The 22,210-nt window shown below is 61.6% G+C and carries 20 protein-coding genes; 12 read left to right on the top strand and 8 right to left on the bottom strand.

All coding sequences use genetic code 11. The features are described 5' to 3' along the window. Positions 1 to 15 precede the first annotated feature (15 nt). From M0D66_RS00875 to M0D66_RS00845, 7 genes are all read left to right on the top strand, one after another. Positions 16 to 300, top strand: coding sequence for a hypothetical protein (locus tag M0D66_RS00875; protein WP_054035557.1), 285 nt, complete (start codon positions 16 to 18; stop codon positions 298 to 300). A gap of 329 nt (positions 301 to 629) precedes the next feature. Then, complete coding sequence (locus M0D66_RS00870; RefSeq protein WP_266209127.1) at positions 630 to 2,042, top strand: efflux transporter outer membrane subunit; 1,413 nt, start codon at positions 630 to 632, stop codon at positions 2,040 to 2,042. 230 nt (positions 2,043 to 2,272) lie between these two features. Continuing rightward, on the top strand, positions 2,273 to 4,879 hold the full coding sequence (locus M0D66_RS00865; protein ID WP_211705945.1) for an FHA domain-containing protein: 2,607 nt from the start codon (positions 2,273 to 2,275) through the stop codon (positions 4,877 to 4,879). Continuing rightward, a complete protein-coding gene (locus tag M0D66_RS00860) occupies positions 4,857 to 6,230 on the top strand; it encodes an HlyD family efflux transporter periplasmic adaptor subunit (protein ID WP_200621469.1) in 1,374 nt (457 codons plus the stop codon). The genes M0D66_RS00865 and M0D66_RS00860 overlap by 23 nt, the downstream gene beginning before the upstream one ends. Before the next feature lie 37 nt (positions 6,231 to 6,267). Next, positions 6,268 to 7,020: a peptidylprolyl isomerase gene (locus tag M0D66_RS00855; RefSeq protein WP_093637686.1), complete on the top strand. Its 753-nt coding sequence runs from the start codon at positions 6,268 to 6,270 to the stop codon at positions 7,018 to 7,020. A 22-nt stretch (positions 7,021 to 7,042) separates the two neighbouring features. Further along, positions 7,043 to 10,099: a peptidase domain-containing ABC transporter gene (locus M0D66_RS00850; RefSeq protein WP_200621467.1), complete on the top strand. Its 3,057-nt coding sequence runs from the start codon at positions 7,043 to 7,045 to the stop codon at positions 10,097 to 10,099. After that, entirely contained in the window at positions 10,096 to 11,454 is a 1,359-nt protein-coding gene (locus tag M0D66_RS00845; RefSeq protein ID WP_211705944.1) for a sigma-54-dependent Fis family transcriptional regulator, read from the top strand. Before M0D66_RS00850 ends, M0D66_RS00845 begins: the two co-directional genes overlap by 4 nt. Before the next feature lie 23 nt (positions 11,455 to 11,477). Here M0D66_RS00845 and M0D66_RS00840 read toward each other — a convergent pair whose 3' ends face one another. Next, complete coding sequence (locus M0D66_RS00840; RefSeq protein ID WP_093637676.1) at positions 11,478 to 12,230, bottom strand: SDR family oxidoreductase; 753 nt, start codon at positions 12,228 to 12,230, stop codon at positions 11,478 to 11,480. 190 nt (positions 12,231 to 12,420) lie between these two features. Between M0D66_RS00840 and M0D66_RS00835 the strand changes: the two genes are divergently transcribed. Beyond that, positions 12,421 to 13,950, top strand: a complete 1,530-nt coding sequence (locus tag M0D66_RS00835) for a PLP-dependent aminotransferase family protein (RefSeq protein ID WP_211705943.1) — start codon at positions 12,421 to 12,423, stop codon at positions 13,948 to 13,950. Positions 13,951 to 13,956: 6 nt separating this feature from the next. Here the strand turns inward: M0D66_RS00835 and M0D66_RS00830 are convergent, their stop codons facing one another. From M0D66_RS00830 to M0D66_RS00815, 4 genes are all read right to left on the bottom strand, one after another. Beyond that, positions 13,957 to 14,631 carry an FMN-dependent NADH-azoreductase gene (locus M0D66_RS00830; protein WP_211705942.1) on the bottom strand — a complete coding sequence of 225 codons (675 nt, stop codon included), beginning with the start codon at positions 14,629 to 14,631 and terminating at the stop codon, positions 13,957 to 13,959. Then, entirely contained in the window at positions 14,628 to 15,095 is a 468-nt protein-coding gene (locus tag M0D66_RS00825) for a GNAT family N-acetyltransferase (RefSeq protein WP_211705941.1), read from the bottom strand. The genes M0D66_RS00830 and M0D66_RS00825 overlap by 4 nt, the downstream gene beginning before the upstream one ends. Positions 15,096 to 15,214: 119 nt before the next feature. Beyond that, complete coding sequence (locus M0D66_RS00820; RefSeq protein ID WP_200653953.1) at positions 15,215 to 15,985, bottom strand: PP2C family serine/threonine-protein phosphatase; 771 nt, start codon at positions 15,983 to 15,985, stop codon at positions 15,215 to 15,217. 5 nt (positions 15,986 to 15,990) lie between these two features. Beyond that, the gene (locus M0D66_RS00815; protein WP_093637794.1) at positions 15,991 to 16,278 is read right to left on the bottom strand and encodes a hypothetical protein; all 288 of its coding nucleotides are present in this window, start codon (positions 16,276 to 16,278) and stop codon (positions 15,991 to 15,993) included. Between the two features lie 458 nt (positions 16,279 to 16,736). Between M0D66_RS00815 and M0D66_RS00810 the strand changes: the two genes are divergently transcribed. Together M0D66_RS00810 and M0D66_RS00805 are read left to right on the top strand one after the other, a co-directional pair. After that, a complete protein-coding gene (locus M0D66_RS00810) occupies positions 16,737 to 17,240 on the top strand; it encodes a lecithin retinol acyltransferase family protein (protein ID WP_093637657.1) in 504 nt (167 codons plus the stop codon). 53 nt (positions 17,241 to 17,293) lie between these two features. Beyond that, on the top strand, positions 17,294 to 17,548 hold the full coding sequence (locus tag M0D66_RS00805; RefSeq protein WP_093637652.1) for a hypothetical protein: 255 nt from the start codon (positions 17,294 to 17,296) through the stop codon (positions 17,546 to 17,548). On the opposite strand, the gene M0D66_RS00800 is transcribed toward M0D66_RS00805, so the two are convergent. Continuing rightward, entirely contained in the window at positions 17,545 to 18,423 is an 879-nt protein-coding gene (locus M0D66_RS00800; protein ID WP_093637648.1) for a LysR family transcriptional regulator, read from the bottom strand. The two genes, M0D66_RS00805 and M0D66_RS00800, sit on opposite strands and share 4 nt — an antisense overlap. 99 nt (positions 18,424 to 18,522) lie before the next feature. Here M0D66_RS00800 and bla point away from each other — a divergent pair, with 99 nt between their 5' ends. Beyond that, positions 18,523 to 19,458, top strand: coding sequence for a class A beta-lactamase (gene bla / locus M0D66_RS00795; RefSeq protein ID WP_211700285.1), 936 nt, complete (start codon positions 18,523 to 18,525; stop codon positions 19,456 to 19,458). Positions 19,459 to 19,771: 313 nt separating this feature from the next. Continuing rightward, entirely contained in the window at positions 19,772 to 20,236 is a 465-nt protein-coding gene (locus tag M0D66_RS00790) for a hypothetical protein (RefSeq protein WP_054035548.1), read from the top strand. A 191-nt stretch (positions 20,237 to 20,427) separates the two neighbouring features. On the opposite strand, the gene M0D66_RS00785 is transcribed toward M0D66_RS00790, so the two are convergent. Together M0D66_RS00785 and tehA are read right to left on the bottom strand one after the other, a co-directional pair. Next, on the bottom strand, positions 20,428 to 20,976 hold the full coding sequence (locus M0D66_RS00785; RefSeq protein WP_211704167.1) for a hypothetical protein: 549 nt from the start codon (positions 20,974 to 20,976) through the stop codon (positions 20,428 to 20,430). Between the two features lie 134 nt (positions 20,977 to 21,110). Further along, positions 21,111 to 22,121 (bottom strand): dicarboxylate transporter/tellurite-resistance protein TehA, encoded by a 1,011-nt coding sequence (gene tehA, locus M0D66_RS00780; RefSeq protein WP_211705939.1) that lies wholly within the window; start codon positions 22,119 to 22,121, stop codon positions 21,111 to 21,113. Positions 22,122 to 22,210: the final 89 nt, after the last annotated feature.

The raw sequence follows: 22,210 nt of genomic DNA, 5'->3' as shown, positions 1-22,210 counted from the left end.
TCCAGGAGATTTACCATGAACACGCTGATGATCAAAGACCTGTCCATCACCGCTCAACTCGACAGCAAGGCCATGAGCGCCGTGCGTGGCGGCTTCGGCTACGGCTATCCGTCGTCGTCGTTCTTCAACTACTCGCCGGTGTATGCACCGAACAACAGCAAGAGCGTCAGCGCCACGCAGTTGATCAGCAACGAAATGAACATCCAGAACGCCAACGGCAACAACGCAGCGTTCGTCGCCGGTGTCACCACCACGATCGACCCGCACGTGACCTCGAGCAACAACATCAACGTGTATTGAACGGCGCAGGCCGCCGCGGAGGCTCTCAGGCCTCCGCGGGACGCGCAAGCTCGGGCAACCCCAGCGCGTCAAAAAGAATTCGCATCCAATCGTTCTTTCCACACGACCCCAGCGTCACCGCTCGATCCCCGCGCCGACCTTCTTGCACTGCTTCAATGGTGAAGCCGGGCAGGACATGCTTTACTTAAATAGCGCGTTCTTCTCGTGCAGCGTAGCGGGTGTCATCGGAGACAATCGTGTCAGCGTTGCTTGATTCAATGCTTCGTCAGCGCTTTTTCAACGCCACAGCGCGGTGCCGTCCCGGCCGCCGGCCGGCGAGTGCGAGCCACATGGCCACGGCGCTGCGCGGACTCGGCGCCGCGACAGTCTGCGCACTGTCGCTGAGTGCGTGTGTCGATGTCAGCATGCCCGACTACAAGCGGCCGGATACGCCCGCCAAGGCCTCGTGGTCCGATCAGAAAGGCTCGCCGGTATCGGCGGCCGCGACCATCGAGCCGGACTGGTGGAAAGGCTTCCACGATCCGTATCTGGACACGCTGATCGCTAAGGCGATCGCGAACAACTTCGATATCAAGGTGCTGGCCGCACGTATCGACGTGGCCTCCACGCAAATCGGCGAAGCCAAAGCCGGCGCATTGCCGACCATGGATCTCGGCGCCGGCGCCGATTTCGAAAAGAGTACCGGTCAGACGTTTGCCAAGCAGTACAACGTCGCGACGCAGGTGAACTGGGACATCGATATCTGGGGCAAAGTAGAGAAGGGCGTGCAGGCGCAAAAGGCCGAGTTCCACGCAAGCGAGGCGGATTGGCGCGCCGGTTATCTGGAACTGGTGGCGAACGTCTCGAGTACCTACTTTCAGATCCTGCAATTCGACGACCAGATCGACCAGCAGCAACAAACGCTGGTCACTAACCGGCAGATTCTCACGATCTACGACGGCCAACGCCGCAACGGTCTCGTGCCGCAGACTCAGGTATTGCGCCAACAGGCCGAGATCAACCGTCTAACCAATCAGTTACTCGAACTGCGCCGCTCGCGCGCTGTCGCGAACAACGCGTTGTGCACGCTGCTTGGCGTGCCGGCGGGCGAGTTCCAGTTGCCTAAAGGACATTTGCAGCAACGCGTACAACTGCCCGCGGTGCCGGACGGCTTGCCTGCGCAACTCCTTGCGCGCCGGCCTGACGTGGTGGCGGCCGAGTTCAGAGTGCTGGAAGCCTACGATCTGGTCGGCCAGGCCAAGCTCGCGCAATTGCCCACCATCAGTCTCACTGGCCACGGCGGCACGGCGAGTTTCGCGCTGACCGATTTGCTGAAGTCGTTCACCTACGGATTCATGCCCAGCATCAACATTCCGCTGCTCGATCCCGGCGTGCGGGCTCACGTGAAGGTCACGAAAGCGCAATCGACGGTTGCCGAACAACAGTACCGCGTGGCCGTCATGGGCGCGTTCGAGGAAGTGGAGAACGCGCTGGTCAATCTGAATTCGCACAAGGAACAGCGAGTGGAATTGCAGCAGCAGGTATCGCGCTTACAGATCGTCGCCGATCAGATTCAGTCGCAATTGCGCCTCGGTGTGGTGTCGCAGCTGGAAGTCTTCGAAACTGAACGGACCTTGCTGGAAGCGCAGCAGGACCTGCTCGCTAACCACCAGCTGATTCTGTCCGACACGGTGTTGCTTTATAAGGCGCTGGGCGGCGGTTGGCCGAGCGTGGATGTGCAAGCGGAAGTAAAGGAACACTGAGCTAATCCGAGGCATGACGCGTGGCGTGGCGCAATTCGGCTGCATATGACGCATGAATGGCCTTTTCAACCGACGATCAGAAAATTGACACTTGCCATGCGTGACTTAAAATTTGTAAGGAGACCGGTTTTGCCCGGCTCACTAAAAACATTCGAAATTCGCCGTAGTTCTTCTGTCCGTTCCCGTTGCGCTCTCGCCGCAGCGGGTAAACGATTAGTGATCCAGATAAAATGACCGCCGGCGAAGCCCCGATTGCTGAGATGCGCGCGACACAGGACACCGCGTTCGACGTGGTGCTGTCGCCGGTTGCGTCCGCGCAGCGTCCCGCACTCGACGCGATCCGGATCGTCGACAACCTGTTCGCGATCGGCCGCAGCGAAGCACCATTCTCCGAGTATCCCGCCGAACGCATTACCCGCCTGTCGCGCCGCCATGCGCGGGTTTTCACGGAGCACGGCGCCGTTTATGTCGCCGATCTCGGCAGCAAGAACGGCACGACGCTCAACGGTAATGCGGTGCGGCAAGCCCCCGCGCGGCTGCGTGCCGGCGACGAATTGTGCTTCGGCGGCGAGCTTTGCTATCGCGTGAGTATCGAACCGCGCGCGCGGATCGTCGTTGCGCGTACGGCGCCCGCACCCGGCCTGCTGCTGGTGCCGCAGCGCGACGACCTCGAGCTTCAGCCGATCGACGTGCAGGCGTTCCCCTTTCTCATCAGCAAGGCGGACGAGGTTTTCTCGCGCTACAAGGATCGCTATCCGCATCAGGTCAACTACATCTCACGGCGTCATGCCCACATCTTTCTGAAGGGCGGTGAGCTCTACCTCGAAGATCTAGGCAGCACCAACGGCACATTCGTCGGCGGAAAACGGCTCGACGAAACCGCGGTGCCGCTTGTGGAGGGGGACCTCCTTGCATTTGGCGGCGACCACTTCGTCTACAGGGTGACGCTGCAGAAACCCCCTGAAGTTGAGCCGACCGTGACCCAGCTATTCCTCAATCCCGCTGCCGACGAGGCTGTCGATGCCGACAAGACCACGTTCGTCGGCGCCGCACATTCGTTCCTCGATATCTTTTGCGTGGACCCGGGGCTACAACGAGAAGACGAAGTCAACGAAGCGGCGCAGGCCGCATCTGCGCACGCGAAGCGCGACACGCTGACAGGCGGTCCGAACGGTACGAGTGGCACGAACGGCACAAACAGAGCGAACGGCACGCATGACAAGCAAAGCGCAAACGGCGCTCATGGCACGAACGCAGCAAAGAGCCGGCCGCAGCGTTGGCGTCTGCTCGCGGGAGAACTCAGCAAGGCCTTTGCGGGCGGCGATCACACCATGTCGCGTCGCGCGGTGTGGTGGAGTGGCGCGGCCTGCGTCATTCTGGTGGCCATTGCGCTGACGCTCTACTTGCGCGGCTCGTCGGAGCGCGAATTGCGAAACCTGCTGGCGAGCGGCGACTACACCAGCGCGGTGACGGCGGCAAACGGCTATCTGGAGAAGCACCCCGCCGACGCGAAAGTGAGCGCGCTGGCGAGCGAGGCACTACTGAAGGCGAAACTCCCCGACTGGCTGAATACGCTGCAAAAAGCGCAGTTCGACCAGGCCGATACGCTGCTCAAGGAGATGAGAGCGTTGAGTGCGAACAATTCTGACGCCACTTCTCTGGTCGGCGAATTGCAGTGGGTGGGCGATCTGGAGCGCTTCGTGGCGGGACGTGGCGGAGTGGACGCACCCATCCGCATGTACGCGGACGAGGCGACCATCAGCGGTCTGCTGCAACGCTGGGACGACGACGCCAGGAGCCATCAGCGGGCACTCGACCGCATCGCCTCGTATGTGCCCGTTTTTGCGGAACCGTACGCGAGGGCGCTGAGCCATCTGCGCAAACTGGAAAGCGACGACTCGGTCTATCTCGCCGCCATCGATCGCCTGAACGGCACCATTCGTACCGAACTGGCGCGCGACAAACCGGACGCGCTGCCTGCCGTGCTCGACGATTACGCGCAGCGCTATCCGCGCCTCGCCGGCCTCGATCGTGTGCGGGAAGATTTGCGCCACTACACCGATGTGCTGAACGCGGCGCTCAGCCGTCAATTGACGCCATTGCTTGCCTTGCTGAAGACGGTGCGTTTCAACACGCCGCCGTTTCAGGCGCAGTTTCAGCAGTTGTCGGCAAGCCGTTTGCCGTCCACGGACGTTATCCAGCGTCATAACGATGCGAGTGCTGCCTGGCAGCGCGGCGACACCCAGCAGGCGCTGGCGGATTTACAGGCCATGCCTGCCGGGCCGTGGTCCGACGTGATCGCCACAGAACTGGCGCACAAGAAAGCGCAGCTTGACCAGTTCGCCGACTTGCAGAAGACGCGCGGCGGCAAGGATTATGACGAGCGCCTGCTGTCGTTCTACGCCAGTCTCGATCCGGTGGCGGACGTGTGGTTCGTGCAATCGATCCAGAAAGACGTCGCCGCGTTGCACGATAAAGCGTTGGCGCGCGCCCAGGATTTGATGCTGCGTGCGCAGAGCCTGTGGAAACAATATCGGGCGAGCGGCCCCATCGGCGGCACGCAGCGGCTGGAAGCGGGAATTTCGCCCGGCTTTCGCAGCGAGGCGCGTTTGCTTTCCGATGCACAGTCCTCCGCGCAACAAGGCATGCGCATCTATACGCAACTGAAGGCGGATCATCCCGCCGACTTCGACCGCCTGCTCACGGATATCCAGGCCGAAGCGGATTTGCAGCGCCGCTCGCTGACCGAGTTGCGCATGGTGCTGGACCCCGGGCTCCTGAAGGCGAAGCTGGCGTTGATCGGAGGCGAGCAGAGTGAAGCGCGACAATCACCCTAGGCCGTTGTCGGAGGCGCTGGAGGATCACAGCGTCGAAGGCATCGCGATTCTGACCGCCGAGCCGGTGCGGCTTGCGCGCGCGCTGATCTGGGCGATGGTCGCGCTGGTGCTGGCCGGCTTGCTGTGGTCGTTCGTGGGGCGCGCGGATGTAATCGTCAGCGCGCAAGGCACGCTCTCGCCGGAATCCGAGGTGCGCCGCATCTATGCGCCGATCGACGGTGAGCTCGCCGATCTGTACATCGCCGAGGGGCAGCCGGTATCGAAGGGCGACGTGCTGGCGCGGCTGAATGCCCGCGGCGCGATCGAGGCGGCGAGTAACGCGCTGCAGGCGCAGCTCAAACTCGAAGACGCCGAGCGCGACTGGAAGCAGTTCCCCGAGAAGAAGGCGCTCATGGAGCGCAAGGCGGCTGCGCTGAAGGCGCAGATGGAAGTGGAAGCGCGCCTGCACGAAAATCGCGTCTCCGAGGGCACAACCAAGCTCGCCGAAGGTCAGAAGGCCGAACTCGACGAAGCTCGCAGCGTGCTCGACAATGCGCGCCGCACGCGTGAGGCGGCGCGTCAGGAGCTGGATCGTTACTCGCGGCTGTTCGCGCAGCCGGGTGGCGGCGGCATCGCCGAGTTGCAGGTTGAGCAGAAGCGAACCGCCGCGATGGAAGCGGATAACGCCTACCGCGTCGCACAATCGAAACTCGCGGAACTGGATTTCCGCCTGAGCCATGAATACGCGCAGGCCAATGCGCAACTCGAAACCAGCGGGCAGCAGACCACCGACCTGCAACTCCAGTACGACTCGGCGGTCCGCGACATCACCGACGCCGAAGACAAACTGCGTCTGCAACTTCAGACCGCGCGCCTCGTATCCGAAGCCGCCGCGCGGATCCGTTTTGAGAACATCGACAAAGACAACTTCCTGCTGATCCTCGCGCCGGTCTCCGGCGTCATCACCGACGTGACCTCCACACAGCGCGGCGACAAGATCCAGGCGAACGCGCCGCTCGGCGGCATCGCGCCCAAAGATGCGAAGCCCGTGCTGAAGATCGAAATCGCCGAACACGATCGTGCTTTTCTGCACGAGGGCCAGCCGGTGAAGCTGAAATTCAACGCGTTCCCGTATCAGCGCTACGGGCTGATCAACGGCACGCTCGCCTATATTTCGCCGGCCACCAAGCCGTCCTTGCAGGACAAGCAGCCGGTGTACGAAGGCCGCGTCACGCTAGACAAGAACTACTACCAGATCGCGGACACCCGCTATCCGCTGCGCTACGGCATGACGGCGAGCGCGGAGATCGTGGTGCGCGAACGGCGCCTGATCGATCTGGGGCTCGATCCATTCAGACAGGTGGCGGGATGAGCGCGCCGAACACACGTCAATTAAAGGAGCGGATGACATGACCGCGATAGTGCGAATCGATGACGAAGTCGTGGACGTTTCCGAGTTCATTCGTCTTCTGAAACTGACCGGCCAGTTTGATAGCCTGATCGAGCAGATTGTGCGCGACAAGCTCACGGTGCATGCGGCCAGGAAGCAGGGCATCACCGTTAGCGCCGACGACATCCAGCAGCGCGCCGATCAGTTCCGCCGCGTGCGCGGCTTGCATCGCGCGACGGATATGAATCAGTACCTCGATGCGCTCGGCGTGAGCCTCGACGAGTTCGAGGCCTTCATTACCGACGGTCTGTATCAGGAGAAGATGCTTGAGGTGGTCGGCAACGAGGCGGCGATCAAGGACTACTTCGCACTGAATTCGCCGAAGTTCGACGCGATCGAGGTGAGCCATATCGTGCTCGACAGCGAAGGCAAGGCGAAGGAAATGATCTCGTACCTGCACGACGATCCCGACAGTTTCGCCGACATGGCGCGCGAGCATTCGATTGCGGATACGCGCGAAGCCGGCGGCGTGATCGGCAAAGTGTTGCGTGGATCGTTGAAGCCGGACATCGAGGCGAAGATTTTCAACGCGGCGGTGGGTGATCTGCTTGGACCGTTTCCGTCGGCGGACCGTTCGTGCTTCGAGATTTTCGCCGTGACCGCGAAATATCCGGCGGTGCTCGATGCGGATGTCGCCTCTGAAGTGAGACGTCTGCTGCGCGAGAGCTGGCTGATTGCCCGCTCGCAGGAACATGTGATCGAAGCACGCTAGCCGAACCGAGGTCCGCAAGCCCATGGATGCACCCCAGACCACGCCCTCCGCTGCCGAGTTTCTCACCTCGGTGGAAATTCTCTCGCCGTTTTCGCGCGACGAGATCGATCGTCTTGCCGAATATGCGCAGGCACGCTTCTATTCGTTCGGCGAAACGGTGTGCTCGGCGGGTGAGACGGCTGACGGTCTTTACGTGGTTCGCTCGGGCTCGGTCCGTATCTTCACCGAGGAGCACGGCAAGGAAACCAGCATGGGTGTGCGCAAAACCGGCGAGATTTTCGCCGACATTGCGATGTTGCGCGCGTACGTGCATGAGGCGTCGGTACGGGCGTCCGCGAAAACCGAACTGCTGTTCATTCCCCGCGCCGCGATCGAACCGGTGATCACCGGCAATCAGGCCGCGTTGGCATTTGTCGCGAGCTATGTGGCGATCAATTCAGCCGGCGGTTTCGTCGCGCAGTTGTTCGATCTGCGCGGCAAGCTCAACAAGGCGGAACTCGAAGAATATGTGCGCAGCGTCGGCGTGAAGCGGGTGGCCGAGGGCAAGGAAATTCTCAAGCAGGATGGGCGCGATGACCGGCGGCTCTATGTGGTGCGGCAAGGCGGCGTGCGCATCGTCCGTCATGAGGAAGGCCACGACTACACGCTGGCGACCTTAGGCGAAGGCGAAATCTTCGGCGAAAAGGCGTGTTTGATGCGGCAGGAGCAAATGGCGTCGGTGGTAGCGACGACCGATACGCGGCTGCTGGTGATACCGGAGCGCACCGTCCATTTCATTCTGGAGCGCAATCCGAAGCTGCGCGAAGTCCTGGACGAGCGGATTCGTTACGGCGACCGTGAATTGCAACGGCAAAAGCGCCTCGAGCAGCGGCGCAAATTGCCCTTGATGCTCGACCTGCAGACCAAGCCCGAATTCGGCGAAAAGGTTATCAAGCGCTTTGCGCTGGTCGAACAGGCCGAAGAAATGGACTGTGGCGCCGCGTGCCTCGCCATGGTCTGCCGCCACTACAGCATCCCGATGACGCTCGGCAAACTGCGCGAACTCGCCAACGTCACGACACAAGGCGCCACGCTCGACAGTCTCGCGCGCGCCGGCGAGTCTCTCGGCTTCACCGCACGCGGCGTGCAATGCACGTTCGATTCATTGCGCGGTTTCGACCTGCCCTTCATCGTGCATTGGGAGGGCTACCACTATGTAGTGGTGTACGGACTCTCGAAGGACTACGTGTGGGTCGCCGACCCGGCACTCGGCTTCCGGAAAATGACGGTTGAGGATTTCGAACGCGGCTGGAGCGGCACGTGTCTGCTCTTTACCGGTGGACCGAATCTCATGCAGATGTCGGCCGCGCGTTCGCCGTGGATACGCTTTGTCGGCTACCTCAGGCCGTACAAGAAGATTCTCGGTCACCTGTTTCTCGCCACGTTCGTGATTCAGGTACTCGGCGTGATTCCGCCGCTGATCATCCAGAACATTCTCGACGGCGTGATCGTGCATCAGAACGTCAGCCTGCTGCATCTGCTGATCGGCGGCCTGATTATCGCCAATGTGTTTTCGCAATTGATGTCGACGATTCGCGCGTATCTGGCGAATTTCATGGTGCGCAACATGGACTTCGCGATGATGTCGCAGTTCTTCAAGCACACCATGTCGCTGCCGTTCTCGTTTTTCGCCAAGCGGAAGACCGGCGACATCTTCGCGCGCTTCCAGGAGAACCAGACAATCCGGGCCTTCCTCACCGAATCCACGGTGACCACAGCATTGAATCTGCTGATGGTGTTCATCTACTTCACGATCATGTTCGTCTACAACGTGAAGATGACACTGGTACTGATCGCGTTCGTGATACCCATCATGGCGTTGACTGCGCTGGCCACGCCGAAGATCAAGAACTATGCGCGTGAGGTGTTCACAGCCTCGACCGAGTCGAAGTCATTTCTGATGGAAGCGCTCGCCGGTGTCGAGACCATCAAGGGTATGGGCATCGAACGGCCGGTGCGGTTGCGCTGGGAGAAGAAGTACGCGAAGGCGCTCGAAGTGCAATACCGGGCGCACGCCTTCAACATTCTCATCGGGCTTGGCAGCCAGTTGCTGAACGCGGCGACAACGATCGCTATCCTTTGGGTCGGCGCGAATCTGGTGCTGGCGCGCGAAATGACCATCGGTCAGTTGATTGCGTTCAATGCGTTCATGGGCAGCGTGTTGGGTCCGCTGATGGGCCTGGTCGGCTTATGGAGCATGTTGAACGACGCGGGCGTGGCGATGGAGCGCCTCGGCGACGTGCTCGATATCGAACCGGAACAGAAGCCGCAGGATTTGCCTTCGCGCGTGATGCTGCCGGAGCTGCAAGGCGAAATCAGTTTTAGCGGTGTCTACTTCCGCTACGGCGAGGACGACTCGGCGTATGTACTGGAAAATATCAGCTTCGACATCAAGCCCGGCGAACTGGTGGCGATTGTGGGCCGTAGCGGTTCCGGCAAGACAACCCTCGCCAAGCTGCTGGTCGGTTTTTATGCGCCAACCGAGGGCAAGATGACCATCGACGGCTACGACCTCGGCGTGGTCGATAAAGCCTATTATCGCGCGCAGATCGGCTATGTGATGCAGAGCAATCTGCTGTTTTCCGGCACGATTGCCGAGAACATTGCCAGCGGCGACGATGCGCCCGAACGGCGCCGCATCGAGGAAGTCGCGAAAATGGCCGACGCGCACGCGTTCATCAGCAAGATGCCACTCGGCTATGAACAGATTGTCGGCGAACGCGGCATAGGCCTATCGGGTGGGCAGATCCAGCGGCTCTGTATCGCGCGGGCGCTGTATCACGATCCTCGTCTGCTGGTTTTCGACGAGGCGACTTCAGCATTGGATTCGCAATCGGAGAGCAATATCCTCGGCAATATGCACGACATTCTGAAGGGCCGAACGGCGGTGATCATTGCGCATCGGCTCAGCACCATCATGCGTGCGGACAAGATTCTGGTGCTGTATGAAGGGGCGATTGTCGAACAGGGCCGTCACGATGAACTGATCCAGCGCGGCGGTATGTATTACCAGCTGGTCCAGAAACAGTTGAGTGCGTGATGAAGATACTCGACCAGGTAGAAGAGCTCAGCCCTGCGATTTCATACGCGGGTTTGATCGAACGCATCGAGATATTGCGCTCGACGCTGCGTTGGTCGTCCCGGCTCGAGCGCGCCGATATCGATAAGCTGCTCCGGCAGGCCACCTCGTTGCGCGACGAGGTCATGCAGCTCTCGCACAAGGAGCGCTTCGTGCAGGCCGCAACGTCCGCTGAGCCTGCTGCGTCGGCGGATCAATCTCGTGGTGCGCGTAGAAAGGCGTTGATCGAGCGCAGTTTCATTTTCGAAGGGACATTCGGCGACAATCCGCGTTTGCTCGAATCGCTTGAAATCGCCGAGAAGGCGGCGCCGACCGATTTACCGGTGTTGATCGACGGCGAAAGCGGCACCGGCAAGGAGCTGATGGCGAAGGTGATTCACGCGAATGGCTCGCGCTCGGACAAACCTTTTATCTCCGTGAATTGCGGCGCGATTCCGGACAATCTGCTGGAGTCGGAATTGTTCGGCCATCGCAAAGGCGCGTTCACGGGCGCTTCGAATGACCGCAAGGGAAAATTCGAAAGCGCACATACCGGCACGATCTTTCTCGACGAAATCGGCGAGTTGCCCCTGGCCGGCCAGGTGAAGCTGTTGCGGGTGCTGGAAGCACACGAAATTCAACGCGTGGGTTCCGATGAAACGATTGCTGTCGATACACGCATTGTTGCGGCGACTAATCGCAATCTGCGGCAACTCAGCGAAGAGGGCAAGTTTCGCGAGGACCTGTTCTACCGTCTCAGCGTGATTCATGTCACGTTGCCGCCGCTGCGCGAGAGGCGCGATGAGATACCGCTGCTGATTGCCTGGTTCGGCGATGAAGCCGCCGGAACGCTAAAGCGCAGACCCGTCAGATTGACGCCGCGTCTGCGGGACTTTCTGCTGAACTATGCGTACCCGGGCAATATTCGTGAACTGCGCAACGTGATGTATCGCGTGTCGTGCCTGGCTGGCGACATGGCGGATGTCGATCATCTGCCCGTGGATATGCGGCCGGCCGCGCCCGGATCAGCCGCGGCAGCGTCGAATGTAGCCACTGCGACGGGACAGGAGCCAATCAGCGTGGCGAATCTGATGTCGCTGAGCGACGCGAAGCGCGCCGCGAGCGACGACGCGGAAAAAGCCTTCCTGGAGCGCGGCCTGCGCGAAGTGAGCGGCACCGTTGCGGAACTGGCGCGGCGCATCGATATGAACCGCTCACATCTGCAAATGCTCCTGAAGAAGCATGGCCTGCATTCGAAAGATTTTCGCAATCGCAATGCGCCGTCGACGGGCAGAAACGGCGCTGACGAGCACGACGAAGAAGACAGCGATAGTTGAGGCTTGCCGCGTTCGTACTGCAATCAACCCTTTTTGGCCTCCGCCAGCCACTGGTCGAGACCGATGCGCCCGATCCGCGCGTCGCCGAGCGGCACGAGCGATTGTTCCTCGACACGGCCGCCGTAGTACGGCGCATCGCGATCCGTCACCACCGGGCGCGCGTCGCCTACCGATTTCAGATAGCGGCTAACGATCTCCGCGAAGGGCGCGCGATCTGGTCCGGCAATATCGACCGTGCCGTTCAGTGGGGCTGCGAGCGCGACCTGCGCGAGGCTCGCCGCGACATCGTCGGCGGCGATCGGCTGAAACAGGCCGTCGCTGATGCGCACCGCGCCGTCGACCGTGCCGTAATCCGCGATCCCGCCGATGAACTCCATGAACTGAGTCGCGCGCACGATCGTGTACGGCACGCCCGCTGCTTCGATCACCTCTTCCTGCGCGACCTTGGCAACGAAATACGCGTTCTCCGGTGTGCGATCACAGCCGACGATTGATAGCGCGACGTGATGGCGCACGCCTGCGGCTACTTCGGCTTTGCCGAGGTTACGCGCCGAGGTGCGGAAAAAATCGAGCACCGCCTGCGGCTCCCAGGACGGCGCGTTCGTCACATCCACGACGACGTCCGCGCCCACGAGCGCGTTGCTCAGGCCTTCACCCGTAACGGCGTTCACGCCGGTGCGCGGCGACGCGGCAAGCGCCTCATGACCCGCGTTATTGAGCAGCGTGACGAGACGCGATCCGATCAGGCCGGAACCACCGATTACGACGATTTTCATGGCAGATTCTCCAGATGAGAGTAAATGGACGCGGGTGGCGGCGGGCGGGCGTTGTATTGCGTGAAAGTGTTCGCCGCAGTCGCATCGCGTGAGGCTATTGTGGAAGAATCATGCTCTATCGAAAAGTGACAAGAATTGTCGATCCGACTAGTCCATGTCAGTTGCCGCTCCCCTTGCCCGCGAGACCGCCATGCCCGTAGCAACGCCCGCATTAACCATCGAAATCGATCGGCAGCAACCGTTGCCGATCTATCTGCAGATTTGCGAACGCTTCAGGACAGCGATCGCCGCGGGGCATCTGCGTCCCGGCGATCGCGTGCCTGCGCTGCGCGGCCTCGCCACGCAGTTAAGCACGGCGCGTGGCACGGTCGAGCTCGCCTACACGATCCTCGTCGACGAGGGCTACCTGCAGATGCGCGGCGCGGCGGGCACGTTCGTATCGTCGTCGCTGCCGGCATCGGTGACGCGCTCGTCGCGTGCGCCAGGCGTTCAGGACGCACGCGGCAAGCAGAGTAACGGAGGAGCGGGCACGCCGCAGACGCCGGGCGAGTCGCGCAGTGGTCAAGCGGCGCCACGTCAGCAGGCCCTCGCCGTCGCCATGAGCGGCGCGCCGCGGCCGTTGCAACCAGGGCTGCCCGCGCTCGACGCATTTCCGAACAAGCTATGGAACCGGCTCGTATCGCGCCGCGCGCGCAGCGGCGACCGCGCGATGCTCGCGTACCCGGATCCGTCCGGGTACCGGCCGTTGCGCGAACATATCGCCACGTACCTCGGGCTCTCGCGTGGTGTGACCTGCCTGCCGGAACAGGTCTTCGTGACCGGCGGCTACCGTGCGACGCTCGAACTCGTGTTGCGCAGTCTCGCCCGCCCGAACGATCGCATGTGGTTCGAGGATCCCGGCTATCTGCTCGCGCGAGGTTATCTGGCAGAGACCGGCGTGCAGCTCGTGCCTGTGCCCGTGGATAGTGAAGGAATCGACGTTGAACGCGGCACGGTGCTGGATGCAGAGGCGCGCTTCGCCGTGGTCACGCCCTCGCATCAGAGTCCGCTCGGGCAAACGCTATCGCTCGCACGACGCATGGCGCTGCTGGACTCGGCAGAGAAAGCGTCCCGCTGGATCATCGAGGACGACTACGACAGCGAGTTCCGTTATCTGGGCCGGCCATTGCCTGCTTTAAAGAGCCTCGACCGGCGCGATCGCGTGATCTATTCCGGCACGTTTAGCAAGGTGATGTTTCCCGGGTTGCGGCTCGCGTATGCGGTGATGCCGGAGCGGGCAGTCGAGCGTGTCGAGCGGGTAGCGCACAGCATGAATGCCGGATCGCCGACGCTTTTGCAGGCGGCCGTGGCGGATTTCATTGGGCAGGGGCATTTTGCGCGGCATCTGAAGCGCATGCGTGCGTTGTACGGCGAGCGGCGCGTGCTGATTGTGAACGCGCTGGAGCAGGCGTTTGGCGACCGGCTGATTGTCGATTTGCCGCCAGGTGGAATTCAGTTCGCGGTGCGGTTCGCCGAAGGCCCCGATGGCCCGGTCGACGACGTCGCCGTCGCCGCGCGCGCCCGCGAGGCGGGGCTCGGGGTGCTGGCGCTTTCGATCTGGTACGCGAATGGCCGCGCGCGGCGCACGCCGCGCGGCCTGGTGATGGGCTTCGCGAACGTCGCCGATGCGCGTGAGGCAGGCCGTCTCGCGCGAACGTTACGCGCGTGTCTGGACGGTTGACGCGCTTTATGCGCTCCGCTGGGCCGCACCCGCCGCCATGCTCGCGCTGCGGGTTGCCTGCGCGGCAAGCGAGGCGAACACCGCATCGCCGGTAAGTTGCGCACGTGCCGCATCGAGCGCCTCGGCTACGGCCGCTTCGCCCATCACAAGCCCCTGCAGGAGAAGAAACTGCACGCTGTGGATGCCGATCGTTCCGAGTGCATAGCGCAGATACGGCGTCAGAAAGTCCGGCTGCCGCGCGTGTTCGCCGCTATGGATGCCGCCGGAACCGACGATCACGATGGTCGGCCGGTCGCGCATCAGCCCAACCTTGCCTTCCGGTGTCGAGGCAAACGTCCGATGAATGCGCAACGTGTAATCGATCCACAGCTTGAGCGCTGCCGGCACCATGAAGTTGTGCATCGGCGTGTTGATAATGAGCGCATCCGTCGTTTCGATTTCATCGATCAGTTGTTCGGAGACGTCGAACAGAGCCTTATCCGGCGTGCGCGATGTGACGGCGCGCGCATAGTCGCGGGCGACGGGCGGCAGTGGCGCAGCTGCCAGATCGCGTTCGATAACTTCGATGTCCGCTGCAGCGGGTGCGGTGTGCTCCCGCAGTACGCCGACGATCTCGTCGGCAAAACGGTAGCCGTGGCTTGCCTCGCCGTGTGGGCTGGCGTTGATCAGTAGAATTTTCATGACGTAACCGTCGCGGAATGGGCAAGGGGAGCGAGGGGTTCGACGAAGTGCATGCCGCGAGCGAGCAACCCATTGCGGAAATAGAAGCGCTGCGCAAGCGGCATGTGCAGGCCCGTATCGAGTACGAAGTGCACGCAGCCCGCTTCGCGCGCAATCTGCCGTACCGCGTCGAGCAGTTGCGCGCCGATGCCGCCACGCTGCAACCTGTCATCTACAACCAGATCGTCGACGTAGACGAAGCGGCCATACAGCAGATTGGTCAGCGTGCGATAACCGGCGAGGCCGACGACGCTGCCCGCGTCGCACGCAGCGAGCAGGCGATAGCCTTCAGCATGCTGTTTTGCCACCTGCGCGGCGAACGAGTGCGCGTCCGTCAGATGCGGGCGCAACTGACGCATGACAACGAATGCGGGCAGCAGCGATTCGGGCGTGTCGAGGTGAACGAAGCGAAGCGGGGCAGGCATGAGCGTCTCCATAGGGAACGACGCTCACGATACCTGGCGCACGGCCTGGTCGATAGAGCCAAGAATCTGCGATTGGACCAGGCCATCCGGCGGACGCGCCAGCAATCAAACCTGTGTTTTCAAGGTGCTGGATTCAGCAAGGTTTTGTCGGACGCATACGGATCTTCGGCATGCACGACTACGGCGGTGACATTATCGCGTCCGCCGCGCGCAATGGCCAGGTCGACCAGTTCATCAGACGCGCGCTCGCACGTCACCGTGGTCAGCACGCCCAGTATTTCTTCGTCACTGATTTCGTTGCTCAAGCCGTCGCTGCAAAGCAGAAAGACGTCACCGTCCGCGACTTCGATCGCATCGTCGTCGAGTTCGAGCACGTCCGTGGCGCCCACCGCGCGCGTGATCATGTGCTGCGCCGGATGATGCCGCGCCTCTTCGTCGGTAATCACGCCGAGCGACTTGAGTTCTTCCACCTGACTATGATCGCGCGTGAGTTGCCGCAATTGCCCTTCGCGATACAGATAGAGCCGACTGTCGCCGGCCCATAGGTAGCCGCAGAAGCGGTCGCACGCGAGCAGCACAATGACGGTGCTTCCGATCCGTTGCACCTGGCGGCGCGCGGCCTCGTCCCGCAGTTGGCGGTTGGCCTTTTGCAACCGTGCTCGCGCGTCGGCGATACAGGTTTTCATCGCGAGCGGCGGCGCGAGGCGGCTCAGCGCATCGATCACCAGCCGGCTCGCCAGATCGCCGACCGCGTGCCCGCCCATGCCATCGGCGACCGCCCAGCGTCCGGGTTCGGATTGGGCGAGGCAGGCATCTTCGTTGATTTCACGGACGCGTCCTGCGTCGGACCGCGCGGACGACGTCCATCGAAATTGGCTAGGACAGGTCACAAGCGCTACACCATATCGTTTCTACTGCGTGCGTCGGGGGAGACGTTGATGTTCGAGTTCGCACCGGTGTTGCGTACGTCAACCGACTGGAACGTGTTGATCATCTGGTTAGCATAGAAGTTGTTCGAGATGTCGTACAGGTTCACTACCGGACCGATGCTCGGCGTTTCCCGCACATAGGGCTGAATCCAGCCGTACACCCACGGCGCGCCGCCGCCGCCGCGGATCGCGGCCATTGCTTTACGGTCGAGCGCCAGGTTCAGCGAGAGGTCGTTTACTGTGATGGAAGCCATATCGTTCTCCGGTTGGCCGCGTGCGTCGGGCGCGCGGTTGAAAAGGAATTGAACGTGATGGTGCAAGTGCCATGCCAATTTGCGGCTCGAGCGGGCGCTTTCTCGTAGCGCGTTGATTGGTGGGCGATTCCGCGCGACTGGCTGCCAGCGCTTGTTCGTGCGGCGCCGAAGAGGTCGGGATGCAGCCAACATCCGGGCGCGCACACCGGTGCAGGACCCAACACATTGGCCGGACTCCCGGCCCCTCGCGAACGCACTCGCTGCGGCTCGGCCAACACGCCAAATGATCGACGTCTGCCAACAGATCGGCTCGATTTGTGTCGGCTCCCGACGCACACATGCGGCACTCAAAATGCCTCCCAATTCCTGCCAGCCCTTTAAATAAAGGCTTTTCGCCACATGGCCCGGATGATGCAAAAGATCTCGCAACAGTGTTGGATATTGAAGCGAGACCAGCCATGAACACGAACCACCTCCCGACGAGCAGCGAAGATCAAGACGAACGCTGCAATGAAACGTCGACCATCGACCTGCCGATCGGCGCGCATCTCGTTACGCAACGGCGCGGCTACGAACACCACGGCATTTATGTCGGCAATGGCCGGGTGGTTCATTACGCCGGTTTTGCGAGCTCGGCACATCGCGGTCCGGTGGAAGAAGTGGAATTAACCAACTTCGCCGCCGGTCATCCCTTGACGATCCGCCCAACCCCGAGCGCCCGCTACGTCGGAGATGAAGCCGTGCGCCGTGCGCGCTCCCGCCTTGGCGAAAACCACTACCGCCTGCTGACGAATAACTGCGAGCACTTCTGCGCATGGTGCCTGCTTGGCGAAAGCCGCAGCGAACAGGTGCATTGCTGCCTGACGCATCCCCGTGCTGGCGTTCTCACGCTGGTGTGTCTGGTGAAGGCGTTTGTCGAACGCACCGCGAAGAATGGACAGGTTGCCGCCCAACTCGCCTGAGCGGGCAGTAACGAGTTCAGCAATTCAGGGAATCAAGGATCGAGGAGAGCATCATGGTTGCCGCAGAAAAGACTTTGCACTGGGCCGTCGATAAATGGCTTGCACCGACCCCCTCGATGCCCGCACGTGTCGTGCAGTTTTGCCACCGCGCGTCGCAGCATCAGCGTTACGTTTGTGTGGAAGCTCTGCGGCCGAGCGGTTTGTTGTCGATCTTCTTCTTCCGTCATGACGACGGCTCGTGGAACGTGTTCCCGCCGCAAGCCGAGCGGCCCGCCATGAACGGCCATCGACGCGCGGCGGTTTGCTAGCTTTGTGTGTGCGCGGCCGCTTCCTTGACGATCCACTGACTGAACAGCAGCATCGCCGACGTCATCGGCTTGCCCTTCAACCACGTCAGCCAGTAGCTGCCGGCGTGAACTTCCACTTCGAACGGCCGCACCAGCCGGCCCGTGTTGATCTCGTGATCGAACATCAGCGCCGGCGCCAGCGCGATACCCGCACCCTGCATGGCCGCTTCCACCATCAGTCGCGATGAATCGAACACCGGGCCGCGAATCGGCCGCGGCGAGATGCCGGCGGCCGTGAACCAGCTCATCCAGTCGTCGACGCGATAGGAACGCAGCAACGTTTCGTTGGCGAGATCCGTTGGCTCGGACAGACGCTCGGCGATCTCGGGCGCACACAGAATGGCGAGCGGTGCGTCGAGCAGCCGGGTGGCGAGCGAGCCTGGCCAGGTGCCGTCGCCGAAGCGAATTGCGAAGTCGAGGCCCTCGGTGGCGAGATCGACCAGATTGTTGTTCGTCAGCAGCCGCAGCTCGACAAACGGATGCGCGTCGCGAAACGACTTGAGCCGCGACATCAGCCAGCCCACCGCGAAAGTGCCTACCACCCCGACCGTCAACACTTCGTGAAAGTGGCCGCCGTCGAACTGTTTGAGTACGGCTTCGATGCGATCGAATGCGTCCGTGAGGACAGGACGTAGCGCGAGGCCTTCGTCGGTCATGGCCAGCCCGCGGGGCAGACGTTTGAAGAGTGCGGTGCCCAGCCGCTCCTCCAGCGTTCTGACCTGCTGACTCACGGCCGCCTGGGTGACGTTCAATTCGAGCGCGGCGCGCGTGAAGCTCAGATGCCGTGCGGACGATTCGAAGGCGCGCAGCGCATTCAACGGGAGATACGGTCTCATGGCAGAGGCATAAGATTTTCTAGGGGATCGACTAACTTATCATCGTTTGCCAGCGGGCGCCGAAAAACCGATAGTTGCGGCTTCACATAAGGAGCGGCGATGATCACAAGACGGAAATTCGCGGGCGCGATGCTCGGCGTTTCGATAGCTGGGGTTGCGGTTGGCAGTGGTGGCGCGTTCGGAAAAGCGGTGAAGGCGGGCACAGCAAAGCCGGGCGGCAGCGTGGCCAAGGCGGACGCCATTCGTCAACGGCTCGCGCAGATCGAAGCGGAAAGCGGTGGGCGACTGGGCGTTTCGATCGTCGACACGACCTCCGGATTGCACGCCGGTTTGCGGACGGACGAGCGGTTTCCGATGTGCAGCACGTTCAAACTGCTGGCGGCGGGTTTCGTGCTGACGCGAGTGGATCGCGGGCAAGAAGACCTGGAACGGCGCATCGTGTTTTCCAAAAGCGATCTTGTGTCGTACTCGCCCGCTACCAGCCAGCACACTCGCGAGCGCACTGGCGACGCGGGGATGAGCGTCGCCGATTTGTGCAAGGCGGCCATTACGCTCAGCGACAACACGGCGGCGAATCTGCTGCTGGCGAGTTTTGGCGGCCCCGCAGCTTTGACCGCGTTCGCGCGCAGTATTGGCGATGGCATCACGCGCCTGGACCGCAATGAGCCGACGCTGAACGAAGCGACGCCCGGCGATCCGCGCGACACCACCACGCCCAACGCCATGCTCGGCAATCTGCGTGAGCTGCTGCTGGGCGAGCGTTTGTCTTCGCCGTCGCGTGCGCAACTGCTGGCCTGGCTTGCCGCCAACCAGACCGGTGGCGAACGGATTCGCGCGAAGCTGCCGAAGGATTGGGGCGTCGGCGATAAAACCGGCACGGGCGATCACGGCACGGCAAACGACGTTGCGATTCTGTGGCCGCCAGGACGCGGGCCGATTCTCGTGACGGTCTACCTCACCGAGACGAGCGGTGATGCGGCGCGCAGCAATGCGGCGATTGCCAACGTCGGGGCGTTGATCGTGGCGTCGGTTTGATGGTGTGAGCACGTTCAGCGCATGAACCGGTTCGTGTGCAAACGCGCTGACCACGGGAGAAAGGCGGACCGTTCGTGGGAAAAAACGGCACGCGTCCTTCGCTGACGGTTGAAAGACGAATCGTGCGACACTAGGGCCACACCGAAGGGGGCGACGAATTTGGCAACTGAACCGACAACTGGGGATCGGCCTCGACTTACGCGGTGAGAAGTTGATTGTGCAAGTGATTGCGTGACCCCTCCCGCCGACGTTCGTCCAGGTAAGCCGTCGGCTTGTCCAACCGCGCAGTATTGGTCTTGGTTCGGAGTCTCCTATGCCTCTCTATGTCGTTGCATTGCTAATCGGTGTAGTGGCCGGACTCCGCGCGATGACCGCTCCCGCGGCCATCAGTTGGGCGGCGCATCTGGGGTGGTTGCCGCTGCAGGACACGCCGCTGGCATTTCTCGGCTTTGCTGCCACACCGTATATCTTCACTGTGCTGGCGATCGTCGAACTGATTACCGACCAATTGCCCAAGACACCTAGCCGTACCGTGCCGATGCAATTCGGCGCGCGTATCGTCCTGGGTGGGTTGAGTGGCGCGGCGATCGGGGCCGCACATGGCGGCTTGGTGGGTGGTTTGATTGCCGGGGTGGTGGGTGCGGTGATCGGCACTTTGGGTGGCGCGAGAGTGAGAGCTGCGTTGGCGCGCACATTCGGCCGTGACTTGCCGGCCGCGTTGATCGAAGACGCGGTGGCGATCGTTGGCGCTGTGGTGATCGTGATGGCGTTGCGTTGACTTAAGTGAGTTTTTGTCCGCATCAGTGTGCGGAAGTCATTGGTGCCGTTTGACAAAATACCCATCGACGCGCATAATCAGCTTTGCCTAAGGGCTACGATAAATACCTGACTAGCAGCAGACGGTCGGCTATCCGTGGACTTAGGCATTTTCATTTCTAGGCCGCGTCGCGGTCTTTTTTCATTTTCGGCTTAGGTATTGGACTCGGCGGTCGCAGTCTCTTCCACCTTGGCTGCCGGTTCGATGGTGACTTCAACCACCGGCTCGTGCTTCCAAATCAGAAGCCCATTTGCCTCCCAGCGCTTGACGATCTCGGGATCGTTTTTCGCATAGGCGCTCACCATCCAATGCATGTTCGGTTTGTTCGCTGAGTCTGGCACGTCGACACGGATCGCGACAAGCAGCGGATTGATACCGTCGGGCATTTCAATCGTAACCACCACGATGCTATCGCGCTCAGTGGCTGACTCATACACAGCGACGGGTTTGAGGATCAGTTCTCGTAGCGAGGCAACCGTTTCGGGAGGCAGGCCATGCTTCTCCATGATTTTGACAAGAAGGCGGACTGACGTAACAACGGCGCGATCAGGGATGTTGATCACCGTCAGCGCCTCCTTCGTGAAACGGCCGATGAGCACTTGGTGACGGTAGTCGCTGTCCGCGAGGCGACCTGTTTGGTGCCTTCGCAGCAACTCTGTTGTCAACTCTACTGACAGATCGAATCGTACAAATCTGCTCATTAATGCCCTTGTATTTTTGCCTGACAGGCATCGGAGAAGATCGGAATTTTATCCGCCCCGTCAAAGCAAAAGGCATCTCTTTATAGTATGTTCGGACACGACCGCACCCTGCCTTCCGAAAAAACGTAGGGTTCCTAGCTGATGCTCGCCGTCCGAGAGTCAACGGGAATCCGAGGCGCGGGCCGTGCCTCAACAACAGCCGGAATCAACTTCCCTCGCACCAGCAACCCGAGCGTCTTCACCACCAGAATTCCAATCACCACATTCGCCGCGATGAACAAAACCGGCGCGATCCATTCGAGCGGACCCGTTGCGCCTCGTTCGACCATGCGAATCGCCATCGTCGGCAATGCGGCTACACCGAAGCTGAACGCCCAGTATCCCGGTACGAATGCTTGCTGACGAATCCACGGCAGCAGACGCAACAGCATCAACGCCTGGTAGAGCCCATAACCGAGCAGCATCAGCGCGATCAGATCAGGCGTACCACTGCTTAAGCTCAGATACGTCACACCGCCCACCACCGGCGGCGCGAGTTGAATGCCGAGGACCGGACGCAATGCTTCGGGCAGTGGTTCGTGCACGGCGGCGCGGTGCAGAATCATCGATTCGATCGCGAGCCAGGACAGCACGCCGGCGCCGAAGAACAGCCCGCCCAGCTGATGAAAACCAAAGGTAGCCGCTGCAGTCCCCGCGACAAAACTCGACGCGACGGTTGGCAGATAAATGGCCGCCGTGATCAGTTCAGGCTTGCGGCCACCTTGCCACAGCCGTCCATGCAGGTACACGCCGAGCACCAATTGCGCGACCACGGCCACGCCGAACAGTGCAAGCGCAACCGAATGCGCATAAGGCTGCAAGATCTGTGCGGCCAGCAAACTCGAAACCGGCACAAGCGCCGCAAACGACGATTGCACCGGATGCTGCATTTCCGCACGAGCTTCAGCTGCGTGCGTCAGCCATTTATGCCCGTATGCGAGCAGAACGACAACCCACACCGCAAGCGCTGCGACGCTCAACACGTCTCCCGCGATGGTGGGCAGATGCCACACCCTGATCGCCACACGCCACAAGTTGGCGAACGCCAGCGCGCCCACCGCGATCCCGAAGAAAGAAACTGGAATCGTGCCACGATTGCTGTTCATCTCTGATCCTCCGAAACGTTGCGACGCGCTACGGTGCTCCAGCGTTGCGCGTTCGATAACGTACTGTAGAGGGGGGCGGCAAAACGCTG

This window comes from Paraburkholderia sp. SECH2 (assembly GCF_030464795.1).
Lineage (GTDB): Bacteria > Pseudomonadota > Gammaproteobacteria > Burkholderiales > Burkholderiaceae > Paraburkholderia > Paraburkholderia aspalathi.
This window is presented reverse-complemented; position numbering and strand designations above follow the sequence as displayed.